Source organism: Bacillus sp. BB51/4 (assembly GCF_008368845.1).
Taxonomy (GTDB): Bacteria; Bacillota; Bacilli; order Bacillales; family Bacillaceae_G; genus Bacillus_A; species Bacillus_A wiedmannii.
On the sequence record NZ_QOSC01000007.1, the window covers coordinates 51037 to 75419 of the forward strand.

The following is a 24383-nucleotide window of genomic DNA, read 5'->3' on the forward strand; positions in this document are numbered from 1 at the left end:
TACTTAACCTGGTGAAGTTTACAAATCTATTATAATACTTCTATCCATATATTTCAAAAAAACAATCTCATTTCCACTAAATTTTAACAAATAACGTTCAATATTTTGTCACTTTGTACTTTTTTCCACATCTGTGAATGCTAATTTCATTGCGGTTGAAATTAGCATTATGCCATAATAGCATAGGAGAGGTGAATATCGCTTGAAATATTTTATTTACTTTATTGTTATCGTAGCGTTTCTAGATACATTTTCACAATTACCTATTATGAGTACGTTCGCTCAAAGTCTTGGAGGATCTCCCCTTATTATTGGGCTAGTTGTCGGTATGTACTCATTCGCTAATATGATCGGTAATATTATTGCTGGCGCTGCTGTCGATAAATTTGGTGCAAAAAAAATACTTTATATAAGCATGGGACTTACGAGTTTCATAGTCTTGTTATACACCGTTGTTCAAAGTGGTGGACAACTATTAGTTGTGCGCTTTATGCACGGCTTTAGTGACGGATTTTTAATTCCTGCTGCCTTTACGTTTTTATCAAAACAAACAAATTCAGCAAGACAAGGTAAGGCAATGGCTCTATCTGGTGCTGCTGTTGGAACAGCGGCAATTGTAGGACCGGCTTTCAGTGGAATTATGAAAGCAACTGCTGGTATAGAGTGGGTGTTCATTACCATTTCTATTTTAATGGTCCTTGGTACAATCGTATCTCTATTCTTCTTACCAAATAACGTATCAAGAAAAGATACTTCAAGAACACAAATGATGAACAAAGAGGATATGATTGAACTATTGAAATCAGAACCGTTATTGCAAGCATATATTGGTGCTTTCACGCTAATGTTTTCACAAGGAATTGTCACTTATATGCTACCAGTGAAAGTTGAGGCATTAGCACTTAAAGCATCTACAACAGGCATGATGTTAAGTGTATTCGGCATTACCGCCATCCTCTTCTTCTTGCTGCCAACAAACCGTATTTATGATCGATTTAATCGTTCAAAACTCATGCTAATTGGTATTGCAGTAATGGCATTCGCGTTATCTTTACTTGGATTATTCGCAACAAAAGGTATGCTCTTTATCGTTATGATGATTTATGGCATTGGATTCGCTATCCTTTTCCCATCGATAAATGCATTACTTGTTGAAAATACGACAGATGATAAGCGCGGAAAAGCATTCGGATTGTTTTATGCTTTCTTCTCATTAGGAGTTGTTGCTGGATCCTTTACAGTTGGTGCAATCGGGGCATCCCCTAGCGTCAGCTTCGTTATCGGAACTGCATTCTTATTAACATTCGCTGGAATAATTTATGTAAGAAGCAAAATAAAAAGTAAAGTAAAAAGCAAAGTAAAAAAGACAATGATGGGTTAATTCCATCATTGTCTTTCTATGTATAGCCTTTTAATTTATAATTTCAACATATGCTGGATTCGCAGTTATATAATTTCCAGATTTTAATTTATACATTTTCGAACCATTCACAGTTAATGTTTCTACAACAGTAAACACATCTCCCTGTTTCACAGTCCCTGCTTTTGCATTCCAATCAGGTTGGTTATAATAGTATAATTCAGGTGCCTTTACACGAAGTAAGAATGTTTTCTTTTGTAAATTAAATGATTTTACTAATCCATTTACATGTCCTCTTGCAAGCTGCTCTCTGAAATCCGCATTGGCAAGCTTTGCAGCATCCTCAGCTCGATCAATAAATCCATTTTCAGTCAATATTGCAGGCATATTTGTCTCTCTTAACACATGAAAATTACTTGTTTTCATTCCTCGATCAACAAAATCAGTTGTTTTCATAATTTCTTGATGAATCAATTGGTGATACGTTGTAGTAGGAGCACCTACATTCGGATAACTGTAATCCTCATAGCCTGTTCCTCCACCACTATTGATATGCACAGATAAGAAGAAGTTTGCTCCCCACTGATTAGCATCATTCGTTCTTTGTGCTAATGTAGGATACACATCACTTGTACGGCTCATTCTAATCTCATGACCTGTATACTCAGAATTTAAAATATTACGAATTCGCAAAGCAATATCTAATGTTAAATCCTTCTCTTTCAAACCATTTCCAATAGCACCTGTATCTGTTCCCCCATGCCCTGGATCTAGATAAATTTTAACTGTTTCTGCACTCGCATTTGTACTTGGCACAATAAAAAACATACAAGTTAAACATAATAAAAAGATACTACTTTTCATAACAAACGATACATTTTTCCATGCTTTCAATTACTTTACTCTCCCTTTACTTACAAATTAAAAATTTACTACGTGCTACTTTTCTTTTTCCGAAAGAATATTACATTAAACTACTAAACTATTATCTTATTAATTCCCTATGAATTTTACTTAAAACAAAAACTAAAAGCAATATATAATTTTATTTTTTTTAAATAATTAAATTTCGACCCCTTAAATTAGTAAAACCTTGAAAAATATGTATTTACTTTTTTTCCAATTAGAACATTTACCATATTAAAATAATTAATTCCCATCAGATATACTGAAAGTTCTTCGAGTCAATTCTCATAAAAAACAAAGAAATCCTTTCGACAATTTCCTCGGAAATACTTCTTTTCCCCACATAATTTGATACACTACACATAGATAAATTAATACCTTAATGTACAAAGAAAAAGCACATCCTTCGAATGAAGAATGTGCTTTTATTTTATCTCGCTATTTGCGGACAGTAAGAATCCCGCCTCGAAATTCGACGAATACGAGGAAGTGTGTGCTAATAATCATTGGGGATGAACACCTCCGACTGATTAAAGTTCCATTTTATTAACGCTTAATCCAAACAGCACCTGCAGACTTATCATCCGCTTGTCCAACAACTTGGAATTTAAGTCCAAGGTTTGGAACTTTTCTTCCTGCATCTGCAATTTGTTTGTTACTATATACTTTTGAATCATCAAATGTTGTAACACCTTGTAATCCAGAATAGTTAAACTGTCCACGTGTTAATGAATTTGCACTCCATGCTGGTGTTTGATCAAATGAAAATGCAGCATCTGCAATTTGCATACCTGTATTACCGTAAGTTGGTCTTCCGTTTAAATTGCCAACAAATGCCTCTGGATGCGAATCCACAACACCAATGAATCCTTCACCTGGATGCACCCCAACCCAGTTATCTTTGAAGCTATCATCTGCATACCAAACGACAAGACCTGTATTATACACTGGACCTTTTCCTGCTTTTAATCCATTATCTGATCCCGCATAGTTTCTCCACTCTAAGTAGTAATAATGAGCTTTCTTTTCTGTCCCATCAGAAACAACAAAACCATTTAAATTCATTTTAGCCTGTCCTTCTGTATCATCAGAAAATACAACTTGTCCATCAACAGTTACATTTACATTATCCATCGCGAAACCTTTATATGTTACAGCCGGATCTGTAATATAATCGAATTGCAGTTTCACTTTCTTCCCTTTAAATTGACTTAAATCATATGATTTATCCATCCATTTTCCATCTGTTGTATCTTTATCTTCTTGGACTACTTTTTCTCCAAGTCTATCAATTAATGTTTTCGTTCCATCTTCTGTTACTGCATGCACTTCGACAAAATCGCACTCTGCTTCTAACTCATAATTTGCTTTATAATCGAATTTTGCATTTGTTCCTTTTGTTAAATCAAAGAATGGTGTCTCTAGTGTTGTATGCATATCATCTCCTCTTGTACTATAATATGCATGCTTTCCAAACTCCGGTTTAATCGTTTCAACACTTTTACCTGGTAAGTTAACACGTACAACGCCTGGACGATTGGATTTCGTAACACTTTGATCAATATATGTAGGAACTCCTACTCCACGCTTAATTTTATCGTAATCTACTTCTAAAATTTTTGCCCAGTTGCCACCCATATTCTTTTGTAAGAAGTCTTTATTTTGTGGTGAGAAACTAGTTGGCTCTGTTCCTGCAATTTTCCCTGTCCAACTACCTCCACTCATTAATGACCACGCTTCGACAGGTGAACCAGTTCCAGTATATTTCGTATCATATTCATCTGGTAAGCCAAGATCATGTCCAAATTCATGCGCAAATACACCTACTGCTCCATCTTCTGGTTCAATTGTATAATCATGCGCCGCTACTTTTCCACCAAAGTAATCTACCTTTGATTTTGTACCTTCAACCGCTACTGGATCTATTGCTAATTTTGAACGATGTGACCAAATTGCATCATCGCCTAATTTACCGCCACCAGCTTCTTGACCGACACCAGCATGGATTACCATTAAATGATCAATTACACCATCAGGTTCATTTTGATTTCCATCACCATTTGTATCATATCTATCAAATTGATCAAATTGAGATAAATCTAACCCTTTCTCAGCGGCTGCATGTAAAGCTTCTTTCACTAAATCACGTGCCCCTTTTGGTCCTTTATTATCGTGACCACTACTACCATCAGCACCGTAGTCAGACGCTTTTCCTGGAACAGTTAGCCATTCCGTTACATATCCATCTGTCGTATAACTACCGCCAGATTGCTCTTCATAATATTGTTTAAATGTTTTTACTTTCGAACCATCAAATAACGTGTACGGTTCATTACCAAATAACATTTTTTGATAATGCTCTCTACTAAAGTCATTCGAATACATATACCCTGGTGTTTGATCAATATTATTATGTTTATAATCACTAAATTCAACGAGTAATACTAATACTTTATCAGTTCGAATAGATCCCTTATAAGGCGCTTGCTTTGCTTTAGAAGTTGGGACTTGTCCATTCAATTGCTTTTTATTTGGTTCTGGTTTTTGCTCAGGACTCACCTTTTTTTCAGGTTTCTTTACTTTCTCCTTTTCCTCCATTTTCTTCTCTTTTACTTTTTTCACGAAATCAGATGCCTCTTTAGCAGTATCCGCTGGAAGAATTTCTTTATTTGCCTGATCGCCTTGTTTCTTTTCAATATACTTTTCTACAGCTTTTTTCGTTTCTTCTTTAGAAGATGCTGGATTTATTGTTCCTCTTTCCTTCAGCGCTTCCGCCAAACGATCTTCTTGAATTAAATTGTAATCAATTGGTGTTGTAGATACATTGTCTTTCTCTTTTGCTGGCGTTTCTGCGTATGCTAGCGGAGCACTCATTACAGATGTGCATCCGATAATTGCCGCAATTGCTAATGATGATAACACTTTAAATGGCGCTTTTCTTCTCATTCTATTTCTCTCCTTTTATAAAACTTAAAATTCAGATAAATAAGTGCATTTAAATCAAAAGCTCTCCTTTCTGCCCTCCCTATATACAGTGAAACTTTAATCAGTGGGGAGTTTGTCCATCCCCACTGATTATTAGCCCACACCAATCGGGCATTTACGGGCAGTTGATTTCCCACCTAACTTCTTTGCTCTAGCTGAATTTTGAGGTGGGAATCTTACTGACCGTTAATGCGGGACAAAAAGGCATAATTCTATAAACGTTAAACTTTCTGTTATAGAATCATGCCCTCCAGTTTTCTGGTCAGACCCTCTATCTTCTTATATCAAAATATGAAAAATAAAGAGTGATTTGTATATATTAAATAGTTTATATAACAAATTTAAAAGACAATATGCAAAATTGCATGAAAATTCTTTTAAATAAAAAAAGAACCCTAGTCAATTAAACTAGGATTCTTGATTTTCTATTATTTCTCTTGTGTTTTTTCCCAATCAGCTAAGAACTTCTCAATTCCTTGATCTGTTAATGGGTGCTTCACTAATGAAGCAATTACGTTTGCTGGGATTGTTGCAATATGTGAACCGTTTAATGCTGCTTCTGTTACGTGAACACTGTGACGTACAGATGCTGCAATGATTTCTGTTTCAATGCCGTGAATTGCAAAGATTTCTGCGATTTGGCGGATTAAGTCCATACCGTTATGACCGATATCATCTAAGCGACCTAAGAATGGTGATACATATGTTGCACCAGCACGAGCTGCAAGTAATGCTTGAACTGCTGAGAATACTAATGTAACGTTTGTACGAATTCCTAAATCAGAGAATGCTTTTACTGCTTTTAAACCTTCTGTTGTCATTGGTACTTTTACAACAACGTTTGGAGCAATCTTCGCTAATTCTTTTCCTTCTTCAATCATTTTATCAGCTTCTAAGCTAATTACTTCTGCGCTTACAGGTCCTTCTATAAAGCTGCAAATTTCACGAATACGCTCATGGAAATCTACGCCTTCTTTTGCTACAAGTGATGGGTTTGTCGTTACTCCAGCTACTACGCCTAATGCATTTGCCTCTTTAATTTCGTTAATGTTTGCTGTATCAATAAAGAATTTCATTTGTTATTCTTCCTTCCTAATTTTCAATTTATATTTATTTGTTTTTCTTAATAAGCTCTAATTCAATCGGAATAGATTTGTCCACTTTTTTACCTTGCGTGATTTCTTTTGCTGTTTGCATCGCCTTCTCCCCGATTAATTCCGGTTTTTGAGCAACTGTTGCAGCCATACGCCCATCTTTAACCGCTTTTACAGCATCTTCTGTTGCATCAAACCCAACAACGACTACATCCGTTTTTCCAGCAGACTTCAATGCTTCAAGTGCCCCTAATGCCATTTCATCGTTATGCGCAAACACGGCTTTAATATCACCATTTGCTTGCAAAATGTTTTCCATAACAGATAATCCTTTTGCTCTATCAAAATCAGCTGCTTGTTTTGCAACTACTTTTAAAGATTTATCAGCTACGTTATGGAATCCTTTCCCGCGCTCACGAGCAGCAGAAGAGCCAGGTATTCCTTCTAATTCAGCAACATTTGCTCCCCCGCCAACTAATTCACGAATGTAATCACTAGCCATTTGACCACCTTCAATATTATTAGAGGCAATGTGAGAAACAACTTTACCTGAATTTGCAACGCGGTCTACTGTAATAACAGGGACATTCGCGGCGTTTGCCGCACTTACTGCTGAAGCAACAGCATCTGAATCGGTTGGATTAATAACAACTACATCGACACCTTTTTGAATTAAATCTTCAACATCGTTCGTTTGCTTTGCTGCATCATTTTGTGCATCAACAGCAATCAATTCGATGCCACTATCTTTCGCTTTCTTTTCTGCACCTTTTTTCAAAGTTACAAAGAAGGGATTATTTAAAGTTGAAACAGAGAATCCAACTTTAATAGTTTTATTTCGACCTTTATCGCTAGAATCCTTTGCCCATTCTGGTGGTTCCATTGAACAACCAGCAGTAATGACCATAATACATGCAACGAGTATAAGTAACCATTTCTTCATGAACTGTCCCTCCATTACGCTTCTTTTCGACGATCAATTAATACAGCTAGTAAGATTACAAGTCCTTTTACAACTTGTTGGAAGAAAGAAGATACACCTAATAAATTTAAACCGTTATTTAGTACACCGATAATAAGTACCCCGATGAATGTACCAACAATCCAACCTCTTCCCCCAGAAAGACTTGTTCCACCTAATACAACTGCTGCAATTGCATCTAGTTCGTAAGAAGTACCTGCAGTCGGCTGTGCAGAATCTAGTCTTGATGTTAAGACAATACCTGCAAGCGCTGCCAAAATTCCGGAAAGACCATAAATCATTACTTTAATTCTCGTAACATTAATACCTGATAATGCTGCTGCTTCTTCATTTCCACCAATTGCAAATGTACGGCGACCAAATGTCGTTTTCTTCAAAATGAAGTACAGTACTGCGAAAGCGACCATCATTGTAACAGCTGGTACCGGAATACCGAGAAAATAACCGCGGCCAAACATTTGGAACATTAAATGATCACCAAGACCAGTGATCGGACGTCCGTCCATATAAACAAGCGTCAACCCGCGAAAAATAGTCATTGTTGCTAAAGTTGCAATAAATGGAGCTACTTTTCCCTTCGCTATGATGATACCGTTTACAATTCCCATTACAAGACCAGCTAATAATCCAACTGCCATCGCAAGGAACGGGTCCATACCACTTGCCATCATTCCAGCAACAAGTGCACTTGATAATGCTAAAATAGAACCTACCGATAAGTCAATACCCCCTGTTAAAATTACAAAGGTCATTCCGAATGCAATAAGCGCATTAATCGATACTTGACGCAGTATATTAAATAAATTTGGAATCTCAATAAAAGCTGGATTTAAAGCTGTAATTACGACGATAATTAATACTAAACCGATTAAAGAACCGAGTTGTTGTAATACATTCCCCTTCTTAGCCATCCTTACTCTCCCCCTGTAGCTAGTGCCATAATAGACTCTTGTGATGCCTCACCTTTCTCTAAAATGCCGCCGACCTTCCCTTCATGAATAACAAGAACGCGATCACTCATTCCTAAAACTTCTGGAAGCTCAGATGATACCATAATAACGGCATCGCCTTGCTCAGTAAGCTTATTCATAATAGAGTAAATTTCTTTTTTCGCTCCAACATCTACACCCCTTGTTGGCTCATCTAAAATGAGTAACTGCGGGTGGATACCTAGCCATTTTGCAATAACAACCTTTTGCTGATTTCCACCAGAAAGAGATTTCACCGTTTGCTCTCCACTAGCTGCTTTCACATTAAGAAGTTTCATCATATCCGCTGTAAACTGTTGTTCTAGTTCGTTACTAAGGACACTTCCCTTTGAAAGACTTTCTAAATTCGGTAAAGCTAAATTTTCTCGAATTGAGAAATCTAACACTAACCCTTCAGATTTTCTATCCTCTGTAATGAAAGCTATTCTTTGTCTAATCGCATCTATCGGACTATCAATCTTTACTTCTTGTCCATTTATAAAAATTTGGCCAGAATCTAAAGGTTCGTATCCAAATATCGCTTTCATAATATCTGTACGGCCAGCTCCCATCAAGCCAGCAACACCAAGGATCTCACCTTTTCTCACTTGAAACGAAACATTTTCAAACTTCCCTTTTTTCGTTCCGTTACGCATCTCAAAAATGACATCGCCAATTTGACTATTTCGCTCTGGGTAACGTTCACCAATGCTGCGCCCCACCATCATACTCACTACTTCATCAAATGATGTTTCCGGAATAAGTCTCTTTCCTACGTATTCCCCATCACGTAAAATCGTAATGGCATCACATATTGAAAAAATTTCTTCCATTCGGTGTGAGATATAAACGAACGAAACACCTTCTTTACGTAATTTATTAATGACAGTAAACAACGTTTCAATTTCGCGTTCTGTTAATGCAGCTGTAGGTTCATCCATAATAATAACGCTCGCGTTTGTCATTAACGCTTTCGCAATTTCGATAATTTGCTGTTGTCCAACCGATAACTCTCCTGCAAACATAGCGCCTTTTACATGTAACCCTAACTCCGCTAGTTGCTGCTGCGCAATCGCGTTCATTTGACGCGTACGCAAAATACCTGTCTTCCCATACATTAACTCTTTACCGAGAAACATATTTTCAGCTACTGTTAAATTCGATAATATGTTCAATTCTTGATGTATAAATGCAATACCGTACTCTTCTGCTTCTTTCGCATTTTTAAAAGTTCGTTCTTGTCCATCAATCGTGATTGTTCCACCATCTTTTTTGTATACACCTGTTAAAATTTTCATGAGCGTTGATTTGCCCGCTCCATTTTCCCCCATCAATGCATGGACTTCCCCTGTTTCAATCATAAACTGTGCATTCTTCAAAACAGGATTACCATTGAACGCCTTTGAAATATTTTTCATTTCAATACGCATTCCCATCACTTCCTTTTATTAAAAAATCACGCCCGCATGTAAAATTACATTGGCATAAGGAGTAGCCTCTCCTGTACGAATAATCGCCTTCGCTTTCTTCGTGTGCTCTTTAAATTGTTCATGCGATACATATTCAAACGCTGGCTCTATTAATTTCAGCTCGATTTCTTTATTTACTTCCGCATTATTGTTAATGACTTCTTCTGCTAACGTTACTTTTTCAATTGCCATATCATCAGATACCACTTGCAATACGTCTAAAAAGCTAGGTTTTCCAATCTCAACAGCTAAATCAATTCGTTTTACTCCGTCAGGAATTGGTAGCCCACAGTCTGCGATTACAATCGTATCTGTATGTCCAAGTGAAGCAAGGACTGATGCAATCTCACTGTTTAATACACCGTGCTTTTTCATCCGACAATCACCTGCACTTCACGTACTCTATCTCTCGTTGGCATACCGCCCTGTGCTCCAAGTTTCGTTACAGAAAGACCACCAGCAATATTCGCAAAACGAATTGCTTTTTGAAGTGTTTCTCCTTCAGAAAGCGCAACTGCTAATGCACCATTGAATGTATCACCAGCTCCAGTCGTATCTACTACATCAACAGCAATGCTAGGAACATGTACAATCTCCTTACCATTATGGAAACGAACACCGTTAGAACCTTCTGTCATCAATAGTTTATTTGGATATTTAGCCAGTAAATCTTCAATTGGCGATATGAAATCATCTAATACGATGCGGCACTCATGTTCATTTGGTGTAATATAAGTTGCTTTTTCTAAAATATCTTCTGATAACACTTGTGCTGGCGCTGGATTTAACATAACCGGGATTTTGTGTTCCTCACAAATAGCTAATACGTATTTTACTGTTTCAAGTGGAATCTCTAGTTGAAGAACAACCATATCTGCTTTTATAAGAAGATCTTTTGAACGATCTACAACCGACTCATTTACAAGAGCATTCGCCCCTTGCACAACAACAATACTGTTATCCTCTTCTGCTAAAACGATATGAGCAATTCCTGTCGCCGTATCTGTAACCGGTACCACATAGTCGATAAAAACGCGTTCGTTCTCTAAATTGTTCTTAACTACAGTTCCATAATTATCGTTTCCAACCGCTCCAACCATCGCTACATTTGCGCCTAATCTAGCTGCAGCAACTGCCTGGTTGGCTCCTTTCCCTCCTGGGATTGTATGAAATGCTTCACCAATTACTGTTTCTCCTGCTTTCGGACGTTTTTTTGAAACAGCCACTAAGTCCATTGAAATACTACCTACCACTGCAATATTTGGCATCTGTTTCATCTCCTTACTTTGTTGTATTTCGTTCTATAATTTCAATCGGTAAACGATAGTGTTTCTCTTCTAATACGTTTCCTTCCATCTGCTCTAATAACAGCTCTGTTGCAATTTTCCCCATTTCATAAATTGGCTGTGCAACAGTTGTAATAGATGGATACATCATTTCTGTTAAAGAAATTCCATCGAATCCGATAATTTGTAAATCATCTGGAATAGAAATCCCCTTTTGGAGTGCAGCCTTTACAATACCTATTGCGATTAAATCATTTCCAGCAACAATTCCATCAATATGTGGGTATTCTTCTAATAATTCCACTGCTACACGCTCACTATTAGCTGGATCAAATGTACTCTCTGCAATCATATAAGAAAGATTATTTTGCGTAATAACGTCTACAAAACCTTCAAAACGTTCATTAGCCGTGCTTACGTCACGCGGTCCGCGAATATGCGCAATATGTTTACAGCCTTTATCTATTAATAGATTTGTCGCTGCCTGACTCCCTGCATAGTTATCTGCATATACAGTAGGGATACGCTCATTAAACATACGGTCAATTGCAACAACTGGAACAGACAACTTCATGTAATTAACACTATTTTGTGGATTCGTTGCTACAATAAATCCATCCACATTATTTTGCCTAAGTACATCAATATATTGCTTTTCTTTCTCTAAACTCTCATCAGAGTTACAAAGGACAACTGTGTATCCTTGCTTATGCGCTACATCTTCTACGGCACGTGCAACTTCTGGAAAGAATGGATTCACGATATTTGGAACAACTAAGCCAATTAAACGAGATTTTTTATTATACAATGAACGCGCTACTGTACTAGGTTTATAATCTAGCATCTCAATCGCTCGTTCTACTTTCTTTAATGTATCTTCATGAACATATCCATTTTTATTTAACACTCTGGAAACGGTAGCAACAGATACTCCTGCTAATTTTGCAACGTCTTTAATCGTACTCATTCTCTTCCCTCTCCATTTCATGTAACCGTTTACAGAAAATAATATAACGTATTTCTAGAAATACGTCAATCATTTCTCACGAAAAAGCTTTTAAGGTTATACTCAAAAAAAGCACCGCCATAAGGCGATGCTTTTTCATTACGAATATGATACAGTTTGTTCTTTTTCCTCTGTAGCTGGCTCTTCAGCATCTTTTTTACGATCTGACAGTTTAATCTTCTGTAAGAAAATCGTAAAGATAGCGCCTACTACGATAAATACTAATCCTGTTAAGAATACAGTATGAAGTGAGTCTATTAAAGAGTTTTTCAAGATTGGTACAATGCTGTTAGCGAATGCTTCTGGCATTTGTTTTAATGCTTCTGGACTAAATAGCATCGAATATAAACCTTGTGGATCTGTGTGAATCATATCTTTAAATTTCGTTACCATTTGACCCGCTTCTTTCGGGAACGTATCTAATACAGGTACTAATTTATTTGTTAATGTTGTACCTGAAGTGTTATTCATGATTGACCCTAAAATTGTAATACCAAATGTTCCACCGATTTGACGGAAGAACTGACTTGATGATGTTACGACTCCAAGATCTTTTTTCGGGAAACTTTCTTGTAACGCTAATGTTAATGTCGGCATAACAAGACCCATTCCTAAACCGATAATACTCATATAGAAAGTAGCAGTAAGTTTAGTCGTGTGCATATCCATCGTTGTTAATAACCAGAAACCACCAGCCATAATAAGCATCCCTGTAATAATTTGTGGTTTCACACCAACTTTTAATACAAGTTGACCACCGATAATACTCATCACTATCATTGTAATCATCATCGGTGTCATGATTGTTCCTGATTCAGCAGCACTTACTCCTACAATTCCTTGCATGAAGAATGGTACGAACATAATCGCACCGAACATTCCGATACTCATAAAGAAACCAATCGCATTCAGTATTGTAAACGTGCGATTTTTAAAGAAATGCATCGGTAAAATCGGTTCTTCTGCTTTCGTTTCAACGATAACAAAGCTAATAATACCAATTAGAGCTAATGCAAATAAACCGATAATTTGCCAAGAATCCCATGGATAATCTTTTCCGCCAAACGTTAATGCAAGTAATAAACTTACAACACCGAGAATCATCGTAAAGATTCCAGCAATATCAATTTTGATCGGTCCTGTTTGTTTATGTGACTTTAATCCCATTGCAATAAAGATTGTTGCTAAAATACCAACTGGTAAGTTAATGTAGAATACCCATCTCCAGTTCACTGCGTCTACAATCCAGCCACCCACTTGTGGTCCAATTACAGAAGCAAGACCGTATAACGCACCAAAAATACCTTGCCATTTCGCACGTTCTTTTCCCGTAAACATATCTCCGATAATAATCATAGCCATTGGCATCATAATACCGCCACCAAGACCTTGAATACCACGGAAAATAATTAATTCTGTCATACCATTTGCCATACCACATAACGCCGAACCAACCATAAAGATAACTAGTCCTGTAATATATACGTTACGACGGCCAAGTAAATCCGCTAATTTACCTGCAATTGGTACAACTGTCGTTGATGTTAACATATAAGCTGTTGTTAACCACGTCATTAAACTTAATCCGCCTAGTTCACCGACGATACGCGGCATTGCTGTACCAACAATGGTTCCATCTAATGCAGCAAATAGCATCGCGATTATTAAACCAATTAACAGCAACTTTCTATTTATGTTTTCTTGTTGCTCCATGTAATCTCCTCAATTCCTCTTAGTTATTCTCTTTTTTCTCTTGTGTCCCGCAAATAATTGTTTCTAATTTCTCAAAGAGGCGTAACAAATCTTCTCTTTCTTGTAATTCTAAATGTGAGAAATATTTTGCAATATGCTCATTACGAGCGGTCATTGCCTCTTCTACTCTAGCTTTCCCCTTTTTTGTCAACTCAATGATGACAACACGACGGTCATCTTTGTCGTGATAGCGTTCTACAAGCTCTTGGTCAATTAGGCGATCAATCATCACTGTAATTGCACTAGGCTTTACATACATCTTTTTTGCTAATTTTGTCGCTCTTGAAGCACCGTAATGATCTAAAATCTTTAAAATATAAAACTGCGGTGGTGTAAGTCCTGTTGCTTGCATTTGTTCTAATAACTCCGTCTGCATTTTCTTTCCAATCGAAAAGGCAAGAGCTTGAATTTTATCGATATGCGTCATATCATTTGGCATGTTATCCACCTCTTATTTAAGCAATAAAATATTTAACGTATTTAAATATTAATCCCACAAACAAAATCCGTCAACACTTTTTATTTATAAAAACGTTTACATTTCTGTCACAAAGTTGTATAATTTTCGACGAAGTTAATATTGACAGTCACGGAGAATCGGAGTATACGGCTATGAATCATAAAAAAGGAAACTTTTTTATATTTCATGGCCTTTTTATATTCTCTCTGACTTACAACATTTCGAATTCATTAGGGGAGGATTTTCATTTTATGTTTTTCACACAATTATTTAAGCCTGCGCCCCACGCGGAACGCTTACCAGCTGATCGCGTTGATAGCGAATACCGTAAATTACGTTTACAAGTATTCTTAGGTATCTTCATCGGCTACGCAGGTTACTACTTTGTTCGAAAAAACTTTTCACTAGCGATGCCATACTTAATCGAACAAGGCTTTAGTAAAGGGGAACTTGGGGTTATCCTTTCAGCAGTATCTATCGCTTACGGATTAAGTAAATTTCTTATGGGTATCGTATCCGACCGTTGTAATCCTCGCTACTTTTTAGCAGCTGGGCTATTTTTATCAGGTATCATTAATATTATTTTCGGCTCATTTTCTTTCATTACAACGAGCATTATACTTATGTTTGTCCTTCAGTTTTTAAATGGATGGGTACAAGGTATGGGATGGCCTCCTTGTGGTCGTACGATGGTTCACTGGTTCTCTATTAGTGAACGTGGTACAAAAATGTCTATTTGGAACGTTGCTCATAATGTCGGTGGCGCGCTTATGCCTTCTCTTGTGACATTAGGCTTATACTTCTTCGCAAATGACTGGAAGAGTATTTTTTACTTCCCAGGTATTCTTTCAATTTTAGTTGGTATTTATGTATTAATTACGATGAGAGATACACCTCAATCTTGTGGATTACCTTCTATCGAAGAACATACTGGAGAATATCCATCAGATGAAAAAGTAAAAGATCGAGAACGCGAACTTTCAGTAAAAGAAATTTTATTTACATACGTACTAAACAATAAATTTTTATGGTACATCGCTATCGCGAACGTTTTCGTTTATTTCGTACGTTACGGCGTTGTAGACTGGGCTCCTACTTATTTAGTAGAGGAAAAAAGTTTCACTCATAGTAGCTCTCGTACAGCTTACGCTCTATATGAATGGGCTGGTATTCCAGGTACACTTCTTTGCGGATGGATGAGTGATAAACTATTTAAAGGGCGCCGCGCACCTGCTGGTATTTTATTTATGGTTGGTGTATTTATCGCCGTTCTTGTTTACTGGCTAAATCCTCCTGGTAATCCAATGGTTGATAGTATCGCACTTGTCGCGATTGGATTTTTAATTTACGGACCTGTTATGTTAATCGGCCTACACGCACTAGACTTAGCACCAAAAAAAGCTGCTGGAACTGCAGCTGGTTTAACTGGGTTCTTCGGTTACCTAGGTGGAGCTACTTTTGCTAGCGCAGCTATGGGCTTTATCGTTGATGCATTCGGATGGGATGGCGGATTCATCTTATTACTTGTATCTTGTGTACTTGCAATGTTCTTCCTTGCTCTTACTTTAAAGACAGGATCTGCAAAACAAAAACAAGCTTAAGTACTAATATTATTCTTATCAAAAAAAGAGAGACTGTTCTTTCCAGAACACCTCTCTTTTTTCTACATATAATACTTTTTTCTTACAAAAGATTTATTTCCCTCTCACATATATGTTAGCGTTTTCAACTAACTTCAATCCCTTATATAACAGCATTCAATCTCTGTATAAAAAGATTTTTGAATATTTTCTCAACTTATGCTTGTCAAACATTGTCAATTTATATTAAAATAACAACAACATACAAAATATTTAGTCTTTTCAGAAAAGATGGAGGGATAGCCATGAAGAATCCACTTCTTCGCATTGAAAACTTACAGACTTCCTTTCGCATACAAGATCACTATCATGCCGCAGTTGATGATGTTTCGTTAACTGTCCATGAAAATGAAATTGTCGCGATAGTTGGTGAATCAGGTTGCGGAAAAAGTGCACTTGCCCTTTCTATTATGCGACTGCATAATGAAGCAAATACAAAATTACAAGGGCAGCTTAACTATAGAGATAAGGATCTACTAACTATGTCAGCCGCAGAAATGAATAAAGTACGCGGATCAAACATCGGTATGATTTTCCAAGAACCTCTTACAGCACTCGATCCTCTTATGACAGTTGGAAAGCAAATCGAAGAAAACTTAGACTACCACACAAGCCTTTCAAAAGTTGAAAAAAAAGAACGCACCTTAGAACTACTTCATCAAGTTGGTATTCCAAAACCAGAACTTACATATAAACAATACCCACACGAATTATCTGGCGGAATGAGACAAAGAATTGTTATCGCAATTGCAATTGCTTGTAACCCAGCACTCATTATTGCGGATGAGCCAACAACGGCTCTTGACGTAACCATCCAAGCACAAATTTTAGACTTACTAAAATCTATTCAAGAACAAACGAAAATGGGCATCATTTTAATTACTCATGATTTAAGTGTTGTCGCAGAAACAGCCGATCGTATCGTCGTTATGTACGCCGGACAAGTTGTAGAGACAGGAAAAGTTGAAGAGATTTTTAACAACCCTCTTCACCCATATACTCGTTCTCTATTAAACTCCATTCCATCTGCGTATGGTGAAAAAGAAAAATTGCATGTAATTCAAGGGGTCGTTCCTTCGTTAGCGAAGCTTCCTCGCACAGGTTGTCGCTTCCAAGCTCGAATTCCATGGATTAGACCTGATCAACACGAGGAAAATCCAATTTTACATGAAGTAAAACCAGACCATTGGGTACGTTGTACTTGCTACAAGCATTTCAACTTCCAAGATAAGAAAGGAGATGACGTAGCTCATGGCACTGCTTAAAGTAGAAGATTTAAAAGTACATTTTCCAATTAAAGGTGGTTTCTTCGGCCGCACATTAGATTACGTGCGTGCTGTCGATGGTGTAAGTTTTGAATTACAGCCGGGTGAAACATACGGGATCGTTGGTGAATCAGGAAGTGGCAAATCAACAACGGGTAAAGCAATTATGCATTTAACGAAAGCAACAGAGGGTAGCATTCATTTTAATAATAGAGATTTAACAAAATTAAGTCGCTCTGAGCTACGTGAACAACGAAAAGATATTCAAATGATTTTCCAAGATCCTTATTCATCATTAAATCCGAAGAAACGTGTTCTCGACATTATTGCTGAGCCTCTTCGAAATTTTGAGAAGCTCTCACCTGATGAAGAACGTAGAGCGGTTCAAGAATATCTTGATAAAGTTGGTCTAAATCCAGAGTCAATTTATAAATATCCACATGAATTTTCCGGCGGGCAAAGGCAGCGGATTGGTATTGCGCGCGCTCTTACATTAAAACCGAAGCTTATTATTGCTGATGAGCCAGTATCTGCGCTTGACGTCTCTGTACAAGCACAAGTATTAAACTTCTTGCAAGATTTACAAGCTGAGCTCGGACTAACATACTTATTCATTAGTCATGATTTAGGTGTAATTCGTCATATGTGTGATCGTATCGGTGTTATGTATCGCGGACGCATTGTCGAAGAAGCAACTAGTGCAGAAATTTATAGTAATCCGCAACATATTTATACAAAGCGCCTAATATCAGCAATTCCTGATATTCGTCCTGAAAACAGAGAGAGACAGCGTAAGCTCCGTCAACAAGTAAGCTCTGAATACGAGAAATCATACGAAAATTATTTCAATGAAAACGGTCGTGCTTATGACTTAAAAGCAATCTCGCCAACGCACCGGGTGGCATTACCATAAGGGAGTGATAAAACATGTGGAAGTTTATATTACGGAGATTTTTAGTGATGATCCCGCAATTATTCGTGTTAAGTGTACTTGTCTTTCTATTAGCTAAGGCAATGCCAGGCGATGCCTTAACCGGCAGAGCAATGAATCCAAAAGCGGATCCAAAAGTGATTGAAGAACAACGTGAAAAGCTTGGATTAAATGACCCAGTTGCAACACAATATGTTCGCTGGATTAAAAATGCAGCCCAAGGTGACTTTGGTATTTCCTATGCACATAAAATGAAAGTAACCGATTTAATTGGAGAACGACTTGGAAATACAGTATCTTTAGCACTTGTTATTCTTATTCTTACTTATTTAATTGCCATACCACTAGGAGTTATAAGTGGGCGGTGGAATGATACATGGGCTGATCGACTCATTACCCTTTACAACTATCTAGGTTTTGCTACACCACTATTTATATTTGCATTAATTATGCTCTTCCTATTCGGATTTAAGTTTGCAATATTCCCAACCGGCGGTAGCGTTGATCCTCAAGTTGCAACAGGTACATTTGCTTACTATTTAAGCAAATTGAATCACATGCTATTACCAGCTTTATCTGGTGCATTAATTGCGACAGTTGGTACGGTTCAATATTTACGAAGCGAAATTATTGATACGAAACATAAAGATTTTGTGCGTACAGTAAGAGCAAAGGGTGTTCCAGAATCAAAAATCTATTCTAGACATATTTTACGAAATTCATTCTTACCAATTGCAGCGTTCTTAGGTTATGAAATTACAGGATTAGTTGGCGGTGCTATCTTCTTAGAAAGCATTTTTAGCTATCCGGGAATTGGACAACTATTTATACAATCTATCTCTCAACGCGATTTTAGTGTAATAACTGCACTCGTTATGTTTACTGGATTTGCAACGTTACTTGGAACTCTCCTTTCAGATATTATTCTAAGCATCGTCGATCCACGTATTCGTATTGATTAAAGAAAGGAGATGACGTTATGTTAGCAAACCCTGAAAAACAAACTGAAGTTATTAATTTCGAAAAAAGCCCTTCTGGTTTCTCTATTATGTGGCGAGAACTTCGTAAAGATAAATTAGCAATGTTTTCACTTGTTTTCCTAGCAATCTTATTACTAGCAGTCTACGCAACATCTTTTATTATGAAACAAGAAGATATTGTACGAGTTGATTTATTCGCTATTTATGCTCCTCCCTCTGCTGAACATTGGTTAGGAACAGATTATGGAGGACGCGATATTTTCGGCCAACTTATTATTGGTACGCGTAACTCATTTACAATTGGATTAGCGATTACTATTCTTTCTTGTTTAATTGGCCTTTCCATTGGATTAATTGCCGGTTATTTTGGAGGAGCAATTGATAATATCATTATGCGCATTATCGATTTTGTAATGGTTTTACCATTTTTAATGCTTGTAATTGTATTTATTACACTTGTTCCTACATTCAATATCTTCACTTTCATTTTAATTATGAGCGTGTTCTTATGGACAGGAAAGGCAAGATTAATTCGCTCAAAAGTATTAACTGAAAAAGAACTCGATTATGTCTCTGCATCAAAAACTTTAGGTACACCAAACTGGAAGATCATTCTTTTCCAAGTACTACCTAACTTAAGTTCGATTATCATTGTTAGTGTTACATTAAACCTTGCTGGAAACATCGGTATTGAATCTGGTCTAACCTTCTTAGGGTTTGGTCTACCAGAAAGTACACCAAGCCTTGGTACACTTGTTAGTTATGCTAGAAATCCAGATGTATTACAAGAAAAATGGTGGATTTGGTTACCCGCATCAATCATGATTTTAACATTGATGCTGTGTATAAATTTTATTGGTCAAGCGCTACGCCGTTCGGCCGACGCAAGACAAAGAAAAGGATAAGGGGTGGAAGAAATGACAAATAAGCCAAAGTTTTTCAAAGTATTAAGTACACTTGCAGTTTCAACATTACTACTTTCAGCATGTGGGGGCAGTGGTGGTAGTGAAAAAACGAGCAGCACAAAAAAAGTAGATACAAATAAATTTAGTGCATCTGTTAAAAATGATAAAAAGGAAGTTAAAGATGGTTCATTAACATATGGTCTTGTTTCTAACACACCATTTGAAGGACTTTTGAACTTCGCCGTATATGAAGGAGATCCTGATAACCAGGTCATTACAATTTTCGATGAATCTTTATTATCAAATGACGAAAACTGGGAATACACGAATGATGGTGCTGCTACATATGAAATTTCTAAAGATAAAAAGACAATTACACTAAAAATCAAAGATAATGTAAAATGGCATGATGGAAACCCTGTTACTGCTGAGGATTTAGAATACTCTTATCTAGTAATTGGTAGCAAACAATATGCTGGTTCTCGCTATGACACTCAAATGCAAATGATTGAAGGTATGGAAGATTACCACAATGGAAAAGCCGAAAAAATTTCAGGTATCAAGGTAACGGATCCAAAAACAATTTCGATTACGTTTAAAGAACCGAATCCTTCAGTGAAAACTGGACTTTGGGCATATCCTCTTCATAAGAAATATTTAGGAGATGTACCAATCGATAAATTAGCAGAGTCTGATAAAATCCGTAAAAACCCAATTGGTTTCGGACCTTTTAAAGTGAAGAAAATTACTCCTGGAGAATCCGTTGAATTTGAACGTTTTGATGACTATTATGGCGGAAAACCAAAGCTGAAAAGCATGGTTTTAAAAGTTGTTAACCCTTCCGTTGTTAACGCGTCCTTAAAAAATGGTGATATTGACATTGCTGAAGTAAGTGCAGATCAGTATCCAAATGTAAGTAAATTAAAAAATGCACAATTAGTCGGTAAAACCGATTTATACTATAGCTATATCGGCTTTAAGTTAGGCCATATGGATAAAGAAAAAGAAGAAGTAGTGATGGATAAGGAGAAATTTAAAGATGTTCGTGTACGTCAAGCAATGGCTTATGCTATTGATCGAAAAGAAATTGGTGAAAAATTATATCATGGCCTACGTTATCCGGCTAACTCACCAATTCCACCATCTCTACCAAAATATCATAACAATAAAATTGGTGCCTATGATAAAGATGTAGAGAAAGCTAAAAAATTATTAGATGAAGCTGGCTATAAAGATACGAACGGAGATGGATTCCGTGAAGACCCGAATGGTAAAGAATTTAAAGCTAATTTCTTATCAATGAGTGGTAGCGATGTAAGTGAACCACTTGCAAAATTCTTTATTCAATCTTGGAAAGACATCGGCCTAAAAGTAGAGCTTCTTGATGGTCGCTTGCATGAATTCAACTCATTCTACGATATGATTAAAAAAGATGATCCAAAAGTTGATATTTTCTCTGCAGCTTGGGGAACTGCATCTGATCCAGATCCTTCTGGTATTTGGGCTAAAAATGCAGCGTTCAATTACACACGTTGGTCTAGCGACAAAAACACAGAATTATTAAAAGAAGGTATTTCTCCAAAAGCAGCCGATGAAAAGTACCGTAAAGATGTATACGATAAATGGCAAAAATTAGTTCACGATGAAGTACCATTAATTCCACTTCATTATAAATTTGACTTAAAAGGTGTAAATAATCGCGTAAAAGATTATAAATATACACCAGAGGATCAATACAAATGGGGTAACGTTAGCGTAACAAGCGATAAAGCAGAAACAGAGAAATAAGAAAATAGCTCCTAGCACTGAGGTACATGCTAGGAGCTATTTTTTATTTATAACCCTTCTCTTGCTATTAATAACAATCAATTCCTTCCCTACTCCAATATTAAAAGATTTGATGAATCATTTTTATTAAAACAGCTAACGTAACAGATGCAGCAAATCCTCCTAAACAAATTAAGCTTACCCCTTGACTATATGATAAATTTTGAAATGATTTCATCGCTTCCATCCTCCCTATCTCCCCTTTGATACTCTTATTTTACCAATGGGAAAATTTTCATAACATCGATTTTCCTAACAACAAACTTACAAATTTGTAAGTTAATAATTTCCCTTTAAACTTATATATCTAGTATGTCCAAGCTCTCTCCCTTTATACGTCAAAAAAGACCTCGAATTATATCAAGGTCTTGCTTACACTACAAAATTTCTCACTCATATTATTTTATAATCATTACCGGGCATTTCACTCGTTTTGCTATTTTATGACTTACACTACCAAGCACCATCTCTTGCAGTGTATTTAATCCTCTACTTCCAGCGATAACAAGATCTATGTCTCCTGTATTTACATATTGAACAATCGTATCTCCTGGATCGCCATGTAATATCGTAATTTTATAAGAAATGTTCTCTTTCTTTAATAAACTTTCAATCTCTTTTAATTTATCTTTTCGACTAGCCGATATTGTTTCTAAATCTGTTTGACCTTGTATAATATCTGATTTTGCCGTTCTATTATCTACTACGTACACAACTTCAACATTTGTTTCTTCGCTACATTTCGCAATATATGTTGCATGTTCCGCTGCTCGAAGTGCATGTTCAGAACCGTCACATGCTAATATAATTTGTTTGTACATATGCTGAATCCCCTTTTCGTTATCCTACCCGTATTATATAATAAAGCCCCCTAAAAAGGAGGCTTCTAACTAGCAATTCTTTTATTATAAATAGCTAAGTTTGAAATAATCTTCGAGCTTCGTTCATTTAATCCCGTTATACTTACTTTCACGCCACTTTGTTCATACTTCATGATAACTTTATCAATTGCTGCTACCGCTGAATCATCCCATACGTGTGCGTGAGTAAAATTCAACTCAATTTCTTTTATATCTTCCTCAAATGCAAAATTTTTTATAAAGTCTGCTGTAGATGCAAAGAAAAGTTGACCATGAATTTCGTATATTTTCTTATTTTCAATATATAAATGTTTCACGTGAATCTTTGCCATATTAAATGCAAATAAAACCGCACTAATTACTGTTCCGATAATTACACCTAATGCTAAATTATGTGTAATTAGGACAATCACAACTGTTACGATCATAACAAATGCGTTTCCTTTTGGTACTTTATGAATCGTTGTTACAGAGTTCCAATCAAATGTTCCAATTGAAACCATGATCATAACTGCAACTAAAGCTGCCATCGGAATATGAACAACATAATCACCTAAAACGAATAGTAATACGATTAAAAACCCGCCTGCTACAAATGTCGATAAACGACCTCGTCCACCTGATTTAATATTAATAACAGATTGTCCAATCATTGCACATCCTGCCATTCCTCCGAAGAAACCAGCGACAATGTTTGCAATACCTTGTCCACGTGCTTCTTTATGTTTATTACTTTCCGTATGCGTCATATCATCTAAAACTGAAGCTGTTAATAATGACTCTAGTAAACCGATAATTGCAAGCATAACTGCGTACGGTAAAATAATCCCTAATGTCTCAAGTGTAAACGGTACATTAGGAATGCTAAAGAACGGTAATTCTTTCGGTAAACTTCCCATATCCCCGACTGTTTTTAACTGTAATCCGCTCATAAGTGCAATACTTGTCACAATAATAATGGAAATAAGTGTAGACGGTACAGCCGTCGTAATACGTGGAAATACATATATAATTACAAGTCCTAATGCGACAAGTGCATACATTTGCCAAGCTGCATTTTTAAAATGTGGCAATTGCGCTGTAAAAACTAAAATTCCAAGTGAATTTAAAAAACCACTCATAACAGATTTAGGAATAAACTTCATAAATGAGCTCAGTTTGAACACGCCAAAAATAATTTGGACAATACCGGTTAATATCGTTGTAGCAAATAAATACTGCAAACCATGATCTTTAACAAGCGTCACCATTAATAATGCCATTGCACCTGTTGCAGCTGAAATCATCCCAGTTCTTCCGCCAACAAATGAAATGGTAACTGCAATACAAAAGGCTGCGTATAACCCAACGGTCGGATCCACGCCTGCAATAACTGAGAAAGCAATCGCTTCAGGAATTAACGCTAAAGCAACGACAATTCCTGATAGCACATCCCCTTTCACGTTGGAGAACCAGTCATTTTTTATCGTTTGAAACAAAATACCACTCCTCTACTCTTTTATCCCGTATTAACGGGCAGTAAGACCCCCACCTCAAAATTCAGCGGAAGCAAAGAAGTTGGGTGGGGATCAACTGCCCATAAAAGCCCGATTGGTTCAACTAATAATCAGTGGGGGATGAACACCCCCCCCACTGATTAAAGTTTCACTTTATCATTTGATTTTCTCCATAAGAAAATCTAAGCCGACTGCACGAAGGATATTATAT

General features: G+C 36.6%; 21 protein-coding genes. 7 read left to right on the plus strand and 14 right to left on the minus strand.

Annotation, left to right across the window (positions count from 1 at the left end):
* Positions 1-202 precede the first annotated feature (202 nt).
* The gene (locus DN392_RS08150) at positions 203-1381 is read left to right on the plus strand and encodes an MFS transporter (protein WP_088321539.1); all 1179 of its coding nucleotides are present in this window, start codon (positions 203-205) and stop codon (positions 1379-1381) included.
* Positions 1382-1411: 30 nt separating this feature from the next.
* Here DN392_RS08150 and DN392_RS08155 read toward each other — a convergent pair whose 3' ends face one another.
* From DN392_RS08155 to DN392_RS08210, 11 genes are all read right to left on the minus strand, one after another.
* A complete protein-coding gene (locus DN392_RS08155) occupies positions 1412-2188 on the minus strand; it encodes an N-acetylmuramoyl-L-alanine amidase (protein ID WP_048567124.1) in 777 nt (258 codons plus the stop codon).
* A 624-nt stretch (positions 2189-2812) separates the two neighbouring features.
* Entirely contained in the window at positions 2813-5212 is a 2400-nt protein-coding gene (gene inhA2, locus DN392_RS08160; protein WP_001252965.1) for a M6 family metalloprotease immune inhibitor InhA2, read from the minus strand.
* Between the two features lie 467 nt (positions 5213-5679).
* The gene (gene fsa / locus DN392_RS08170; RefSeq protein ID WP_000667669.1) at positions 5680-6327 is read right to left on the minus strand and encodes a fructose-6-phosphate aldolase; all 648 of its coding nucleotides are present in this window, start codon (positions 6325-6327) and stop codon (positions 5680-5682) included.
* Positions 6328-6361: 34 nt separating this feature from the next.
* Positions 6362-7288, minus strand: a complete 927-nt coding sequence (gene rbsB, locus DN392_RS08175; RefSeq protein ID WP_000758981.1) for a ribose ABC transporter substrate-binding protein RbsB — start codon at positions 7286-7288, stop codon at positions 6362-6364.
* A gap of 14 nt (positions 7289-7302) precedes the next feature.
* Complete coding sequence (locus DN392_RS08180; protein ID WP_001074645.1) at positions 7303-8238, minus strand: ABC transporter permease subunit; 936 nt, start codon at positions 8236-8238, stop codon at positions 7303-7305.
* Between the two features lie 2 nt (positions 8239-8240).
* Entirely contained in the window at positions 8241-9725 is a 1485-nt protein-coding gene (gene rbsA / locus DN392_RS08185) for a ribose ABC transporter ATP-binding protein RbsA (RefSeq protein WP_001217678.1), read from the minus strand.
* An 18-nt stretch (positions 9726-9743) separates the two neighbouring features.
* Positions 9744-10139 (minus strand): D-ribose pyranase, encoded by a 396-nt coding sequence (gene rbsD / locus DN392_RS08190; RefSeq protein WP_000716164.1) that lies wholly within the window; start codon positions 10137-10139, stop codon positions 9744-9746.
* On the minus strand, positions 10136-11032 hold the full coding sequence (gene rbsK / locus DN392_RS08195) for a ribokinase (RefSeq protein ID WP_001132877.1): 897 nt from the start codon (positions 11030-11032) through the stop codon (positions 10136-10138). Before rbsK ends, rbsD begins: the two co-directional genes overlap by 4 nt.
* A 13-nt stretch (positions 11033-11045) precedes the next feature.
* On the minus strand, positions 11046-12017 hold the full coding sequence (gene rbsR / locus DN392_RS08200; RefSeq protein ID WP_000104030.1) for a ribose operon transcriptional repressor RbsR: 972 nt from the start codon (positions 12015-12017) through the stop codon (positions 11046-11048).
* Between the two features lie 138 nt (positions 12018-12155).
* On the minus strand, positions 12156-13769 hold the full coding sequence (locus DN392_RS08205) for an MDR family MFS transporter (protein WP_000437638.1): 1614 nt from the start codon (positions 13767-13769) through the stop codon (positions 12156-12158).
* Between the two features lie 19 nt (positions 13770-13788).
* The gene (locus DN392_RS08210; protein ID WP_001132358.1) at positions 13789-14247 is read right to left on the minus strand and encodes a MarR family winged helix-turn-helix transcriptional regulator; all 459 of its coding nucleotides are present in this window, start codon (positions 14245-14247) and stop codon (positions 13789-13791) included.
* A 272-nt stretch (positions 14248-14519) separates the two neighbouring features.
* On the opposite strand from DN392_RS08210, the gene glpT reads away from it, so the two are divergent.
* From glpT to opp4A, 6 genes are all read left to right on the plus strand, one after another.
* Positions 14520-15869: a glycerol-3-phosphate transporter gene (gene glpT / locus DN392_RS08215; RefSeq protein ID WP_088321540.1), complete on the plus strand. Its 1350-nt coding sequence runs from the start codon at positions 14520-14522 to the stop codon at positions 15867-15869.
* Between the two features lie 284 nt (positions 15870-16153).
* The gene (locus DN392_RS08220) at positions 16154-17173 is read left to right on the plus strand and encodes an ABC transporter ATP-binding protein (protein WP_000795363.1); all 1020 of its coding nucleotides are present in this window, start codon (positions 16154-16156) and stop codon (positions 17171-17173) included.
* Positions 17160-18086, plus strand: a complete 927-nt coding sequence (locus tag DN392_RS08225; RefSeq protein ID WP_001196372.1) for an ABC transporter ATP-binding protein — start codon at positions 17160-17162, stop codon at positions 18084-18086. Before DN392_RS08220 ends, DN392_RS08225 begins: the two co-directional genes overlap by 14 nt.
* A 14-nt stretch (positions 18087-18100) precedes the next feature.
* Positions 18101-19066 (plus strand): oligopeptide ABC transporter permease, encoded by a 966-nt coding sequence (gene opp4B / locus DN392_RS08230; protein ID WP_000265438.1) that lies wholly within the window; start codon positions 18101-18103, stop codon positions 19064-19066.
* Positions 19067-19083: 17 nt separating this feature from the next.
* Complete coding sequence (locus tag DN392_RS08235) at positions 19084-19989, plus strand: ABC transporter permease (protein WP_000880739.1); 906 nt, start codon at positions 19084-19086, stop codon at positions 19987-19989.
* 12 nt (positions 19990-20001) lie between these two features.
* Positions 20002-21777: an oligopeptide ABC transporter substrate-binding protein gene (opp4A, locus tag DN392_RS08240; RefSeq protein ID WP_000182629.1), complete on the plus strand. Its 1776-nt coding sequence runs from the start codon at positions 20002-20004 to the stop codon at positions 21775-21777.
* Positions 21778-21877: 100 nt separating this feature from the next.
* On the opposite strand, the gene DN392_RS08245 is transcribed toward opp4A, so the two are convergent.
* The 3 genes from DN392_RS08245 to DN392_RS08255 all read right to left on the minus strand — a co-directional run bounded on the left by DN392_RS08245 (position 21878) and on the right by DN392_RS08255 (position 24154).
* Positions 21878-22003, minus strand: coding sequence for a DUF4027 family protein (locus DN392_RS08245; RefSeq protein ID WP_000387883.1), 126 nt, complete (start codon positions 22001-22003; stop codon positions 21878-21880).
* 211 nt (positions 22004-22214) lie between these two features.
* A complete protein-coding gene (locus tag DN392_RS08250; RefSeq protein ID WP_000278000.1) occupies positions 22215-22637 on the minus strand; it encodes a universal stress protein in 423 nt (140 codons plus the stop codon).
* 65 nt (positions 22638-22702) lie between these two features.
* The gene (locus DN392_RS08255) at positions 22703-24154 is read right to left on the minus strand and encodes a SulP family inorganic anion transporter (protein WP_000487873.1); all 1452 of its coding nucleotides are present in this window, start codon (positions 24152-24154) and stop codon (positions 22703-22705) included.
* Between the last annotated feature and the right edge of the window lie 229 nt (positions 24155-24383).

Excerpts from the sequence above, each read along its gene's own strand:
- DN392_RS08155 (WP_048567124.1), bottom strand. The coding sequence starts at position 2,188 with ATGTTTTTTATTGTGCCAAGTACAAATGCGAGTGCAGAAACAGTTAAA.
- inhA2 (WP_001252965.1), bottom strand. The coding sequence starts at position 5,212 with ATGAGAAGAAAAGCGCCATTTAAAGTGTTATCATCATTAGCAATTGCG.
- fsa (WP_000667669.1), bottom strand. The coding sequence starts at position 6,327 with ATGAAATTCTTTATTGATACAGCAAACATTAACGAAATTAAAGAGGCA.
- rbsB (WP_000758981.1), bottom strand. The coding sequence starts at position 7,288 with ATGAAGAAATGGTTACTTATACTCGTTGCATGTATTATGGTCATTACT.
- DN392_RS08180 (WP_001074645.1), bottom strand. The coding sequence starts at position 8,238 with ATGGCTAAGAAGGGGAATGTATTACAACAACTCGGTTCTTTAATCGGT.
- rbsA (WP_001217678.1), bottom strand. The coding sequence starts at position 9,725 with ATGCGTATTGAAATGAAAAATATTTCAAAGGCGTTCAATGGTAATCCT.
- rbsD (WP_000716164.1), bottom strand. The coding sequence starts at position 10,139 with ATGAAAAAGCACGGTGTATTAAACAGTGAGATTGCATCAGTCCTTGCT.
- rbsK (WP_001132877.1), bottom strand. The coding sequence starts at position 11,032 with ATGCCAAATATTGCAGTGGTAGGTAGTATTTCAATGGACTTAGTGGCT.
- rbsR (WP_000104030.1), bottom strand. The coding sequence starts at position 12,017 with ATGAGTACGATTAAAGACGTTGCAAAATTAGCAGGAGTATCTGTTGCT.
- DN392_RS08205 (WP_000437638.1), bottom strand. The coding sequence starts at position 13,769 with ATGGAGCAACAAGAAAACATAAATAGAAAGTTGCTGTTAATTGGTTTA.
- DN392_RS08210 (WP_001132358.1), bottom strand. The coding sequence starts at position 14,247 with ATGCCAAATGATATGACGCATATCGATAAAATTCAAGCTCTTGCCTTT.
- glpT (WP_088321540.1), top strand. The coding sequence starts at position 14,520 with ATGTTTTTCACACAATTATTTAAGCCTGCGCCCCACGCGGAACGCTTA.
- DN392_RS08220 (WP_000795363.1), top strand. The coding sequence starts at position 16,154 with ATGAAGAATCCACTTCTTCGCATTGAAAACTTACAGACTTCCTTTCGC.
- DN392_RS08225 (WP_001196372.1), top strand. The coding sequence starts at position 17,160 with ATGGCACTGCTTAAAGTAGAAGATTTAAAAGTACATTTTCCAATTAAA.
- opp4B (WP_000265438.1), top strand. The coding sequence starts at position 18,101 with ATGTGGAAGTTTATATTACGGAGATTTTTAGTGATGATCCCGCAATTA.
- DN392_RS08235 (WP_000880739.1), top strand. The coding sequence starts at position 19,084 with ATGTTAGCAAACCCTGAAAAACAAACTGAAGTTATTAATTTCGAAAAA.
- opp4A (WP_000182629.1), top strand. The coding sequence starts at position 20,002 with ATGACAAATAAGCCAAAGTTTTTCAAAGTATTAAGTACACTTGCAGTT.
- DN392_RS08245 (WP_000387883.1), bottom strand. The coding sequence starts at position 22,003 with ATGGAAGCGATGAAATCATTTCAAAATTTATCATATAGTCAAGGGGTA.
- DN392_RS08250 (WP_000278000.1), bottom strand. The coding sequence starts at position 22,637 with ATGTACAAACAAATTATATTAGCATGTGACGGTTCTGAACATGCACTT.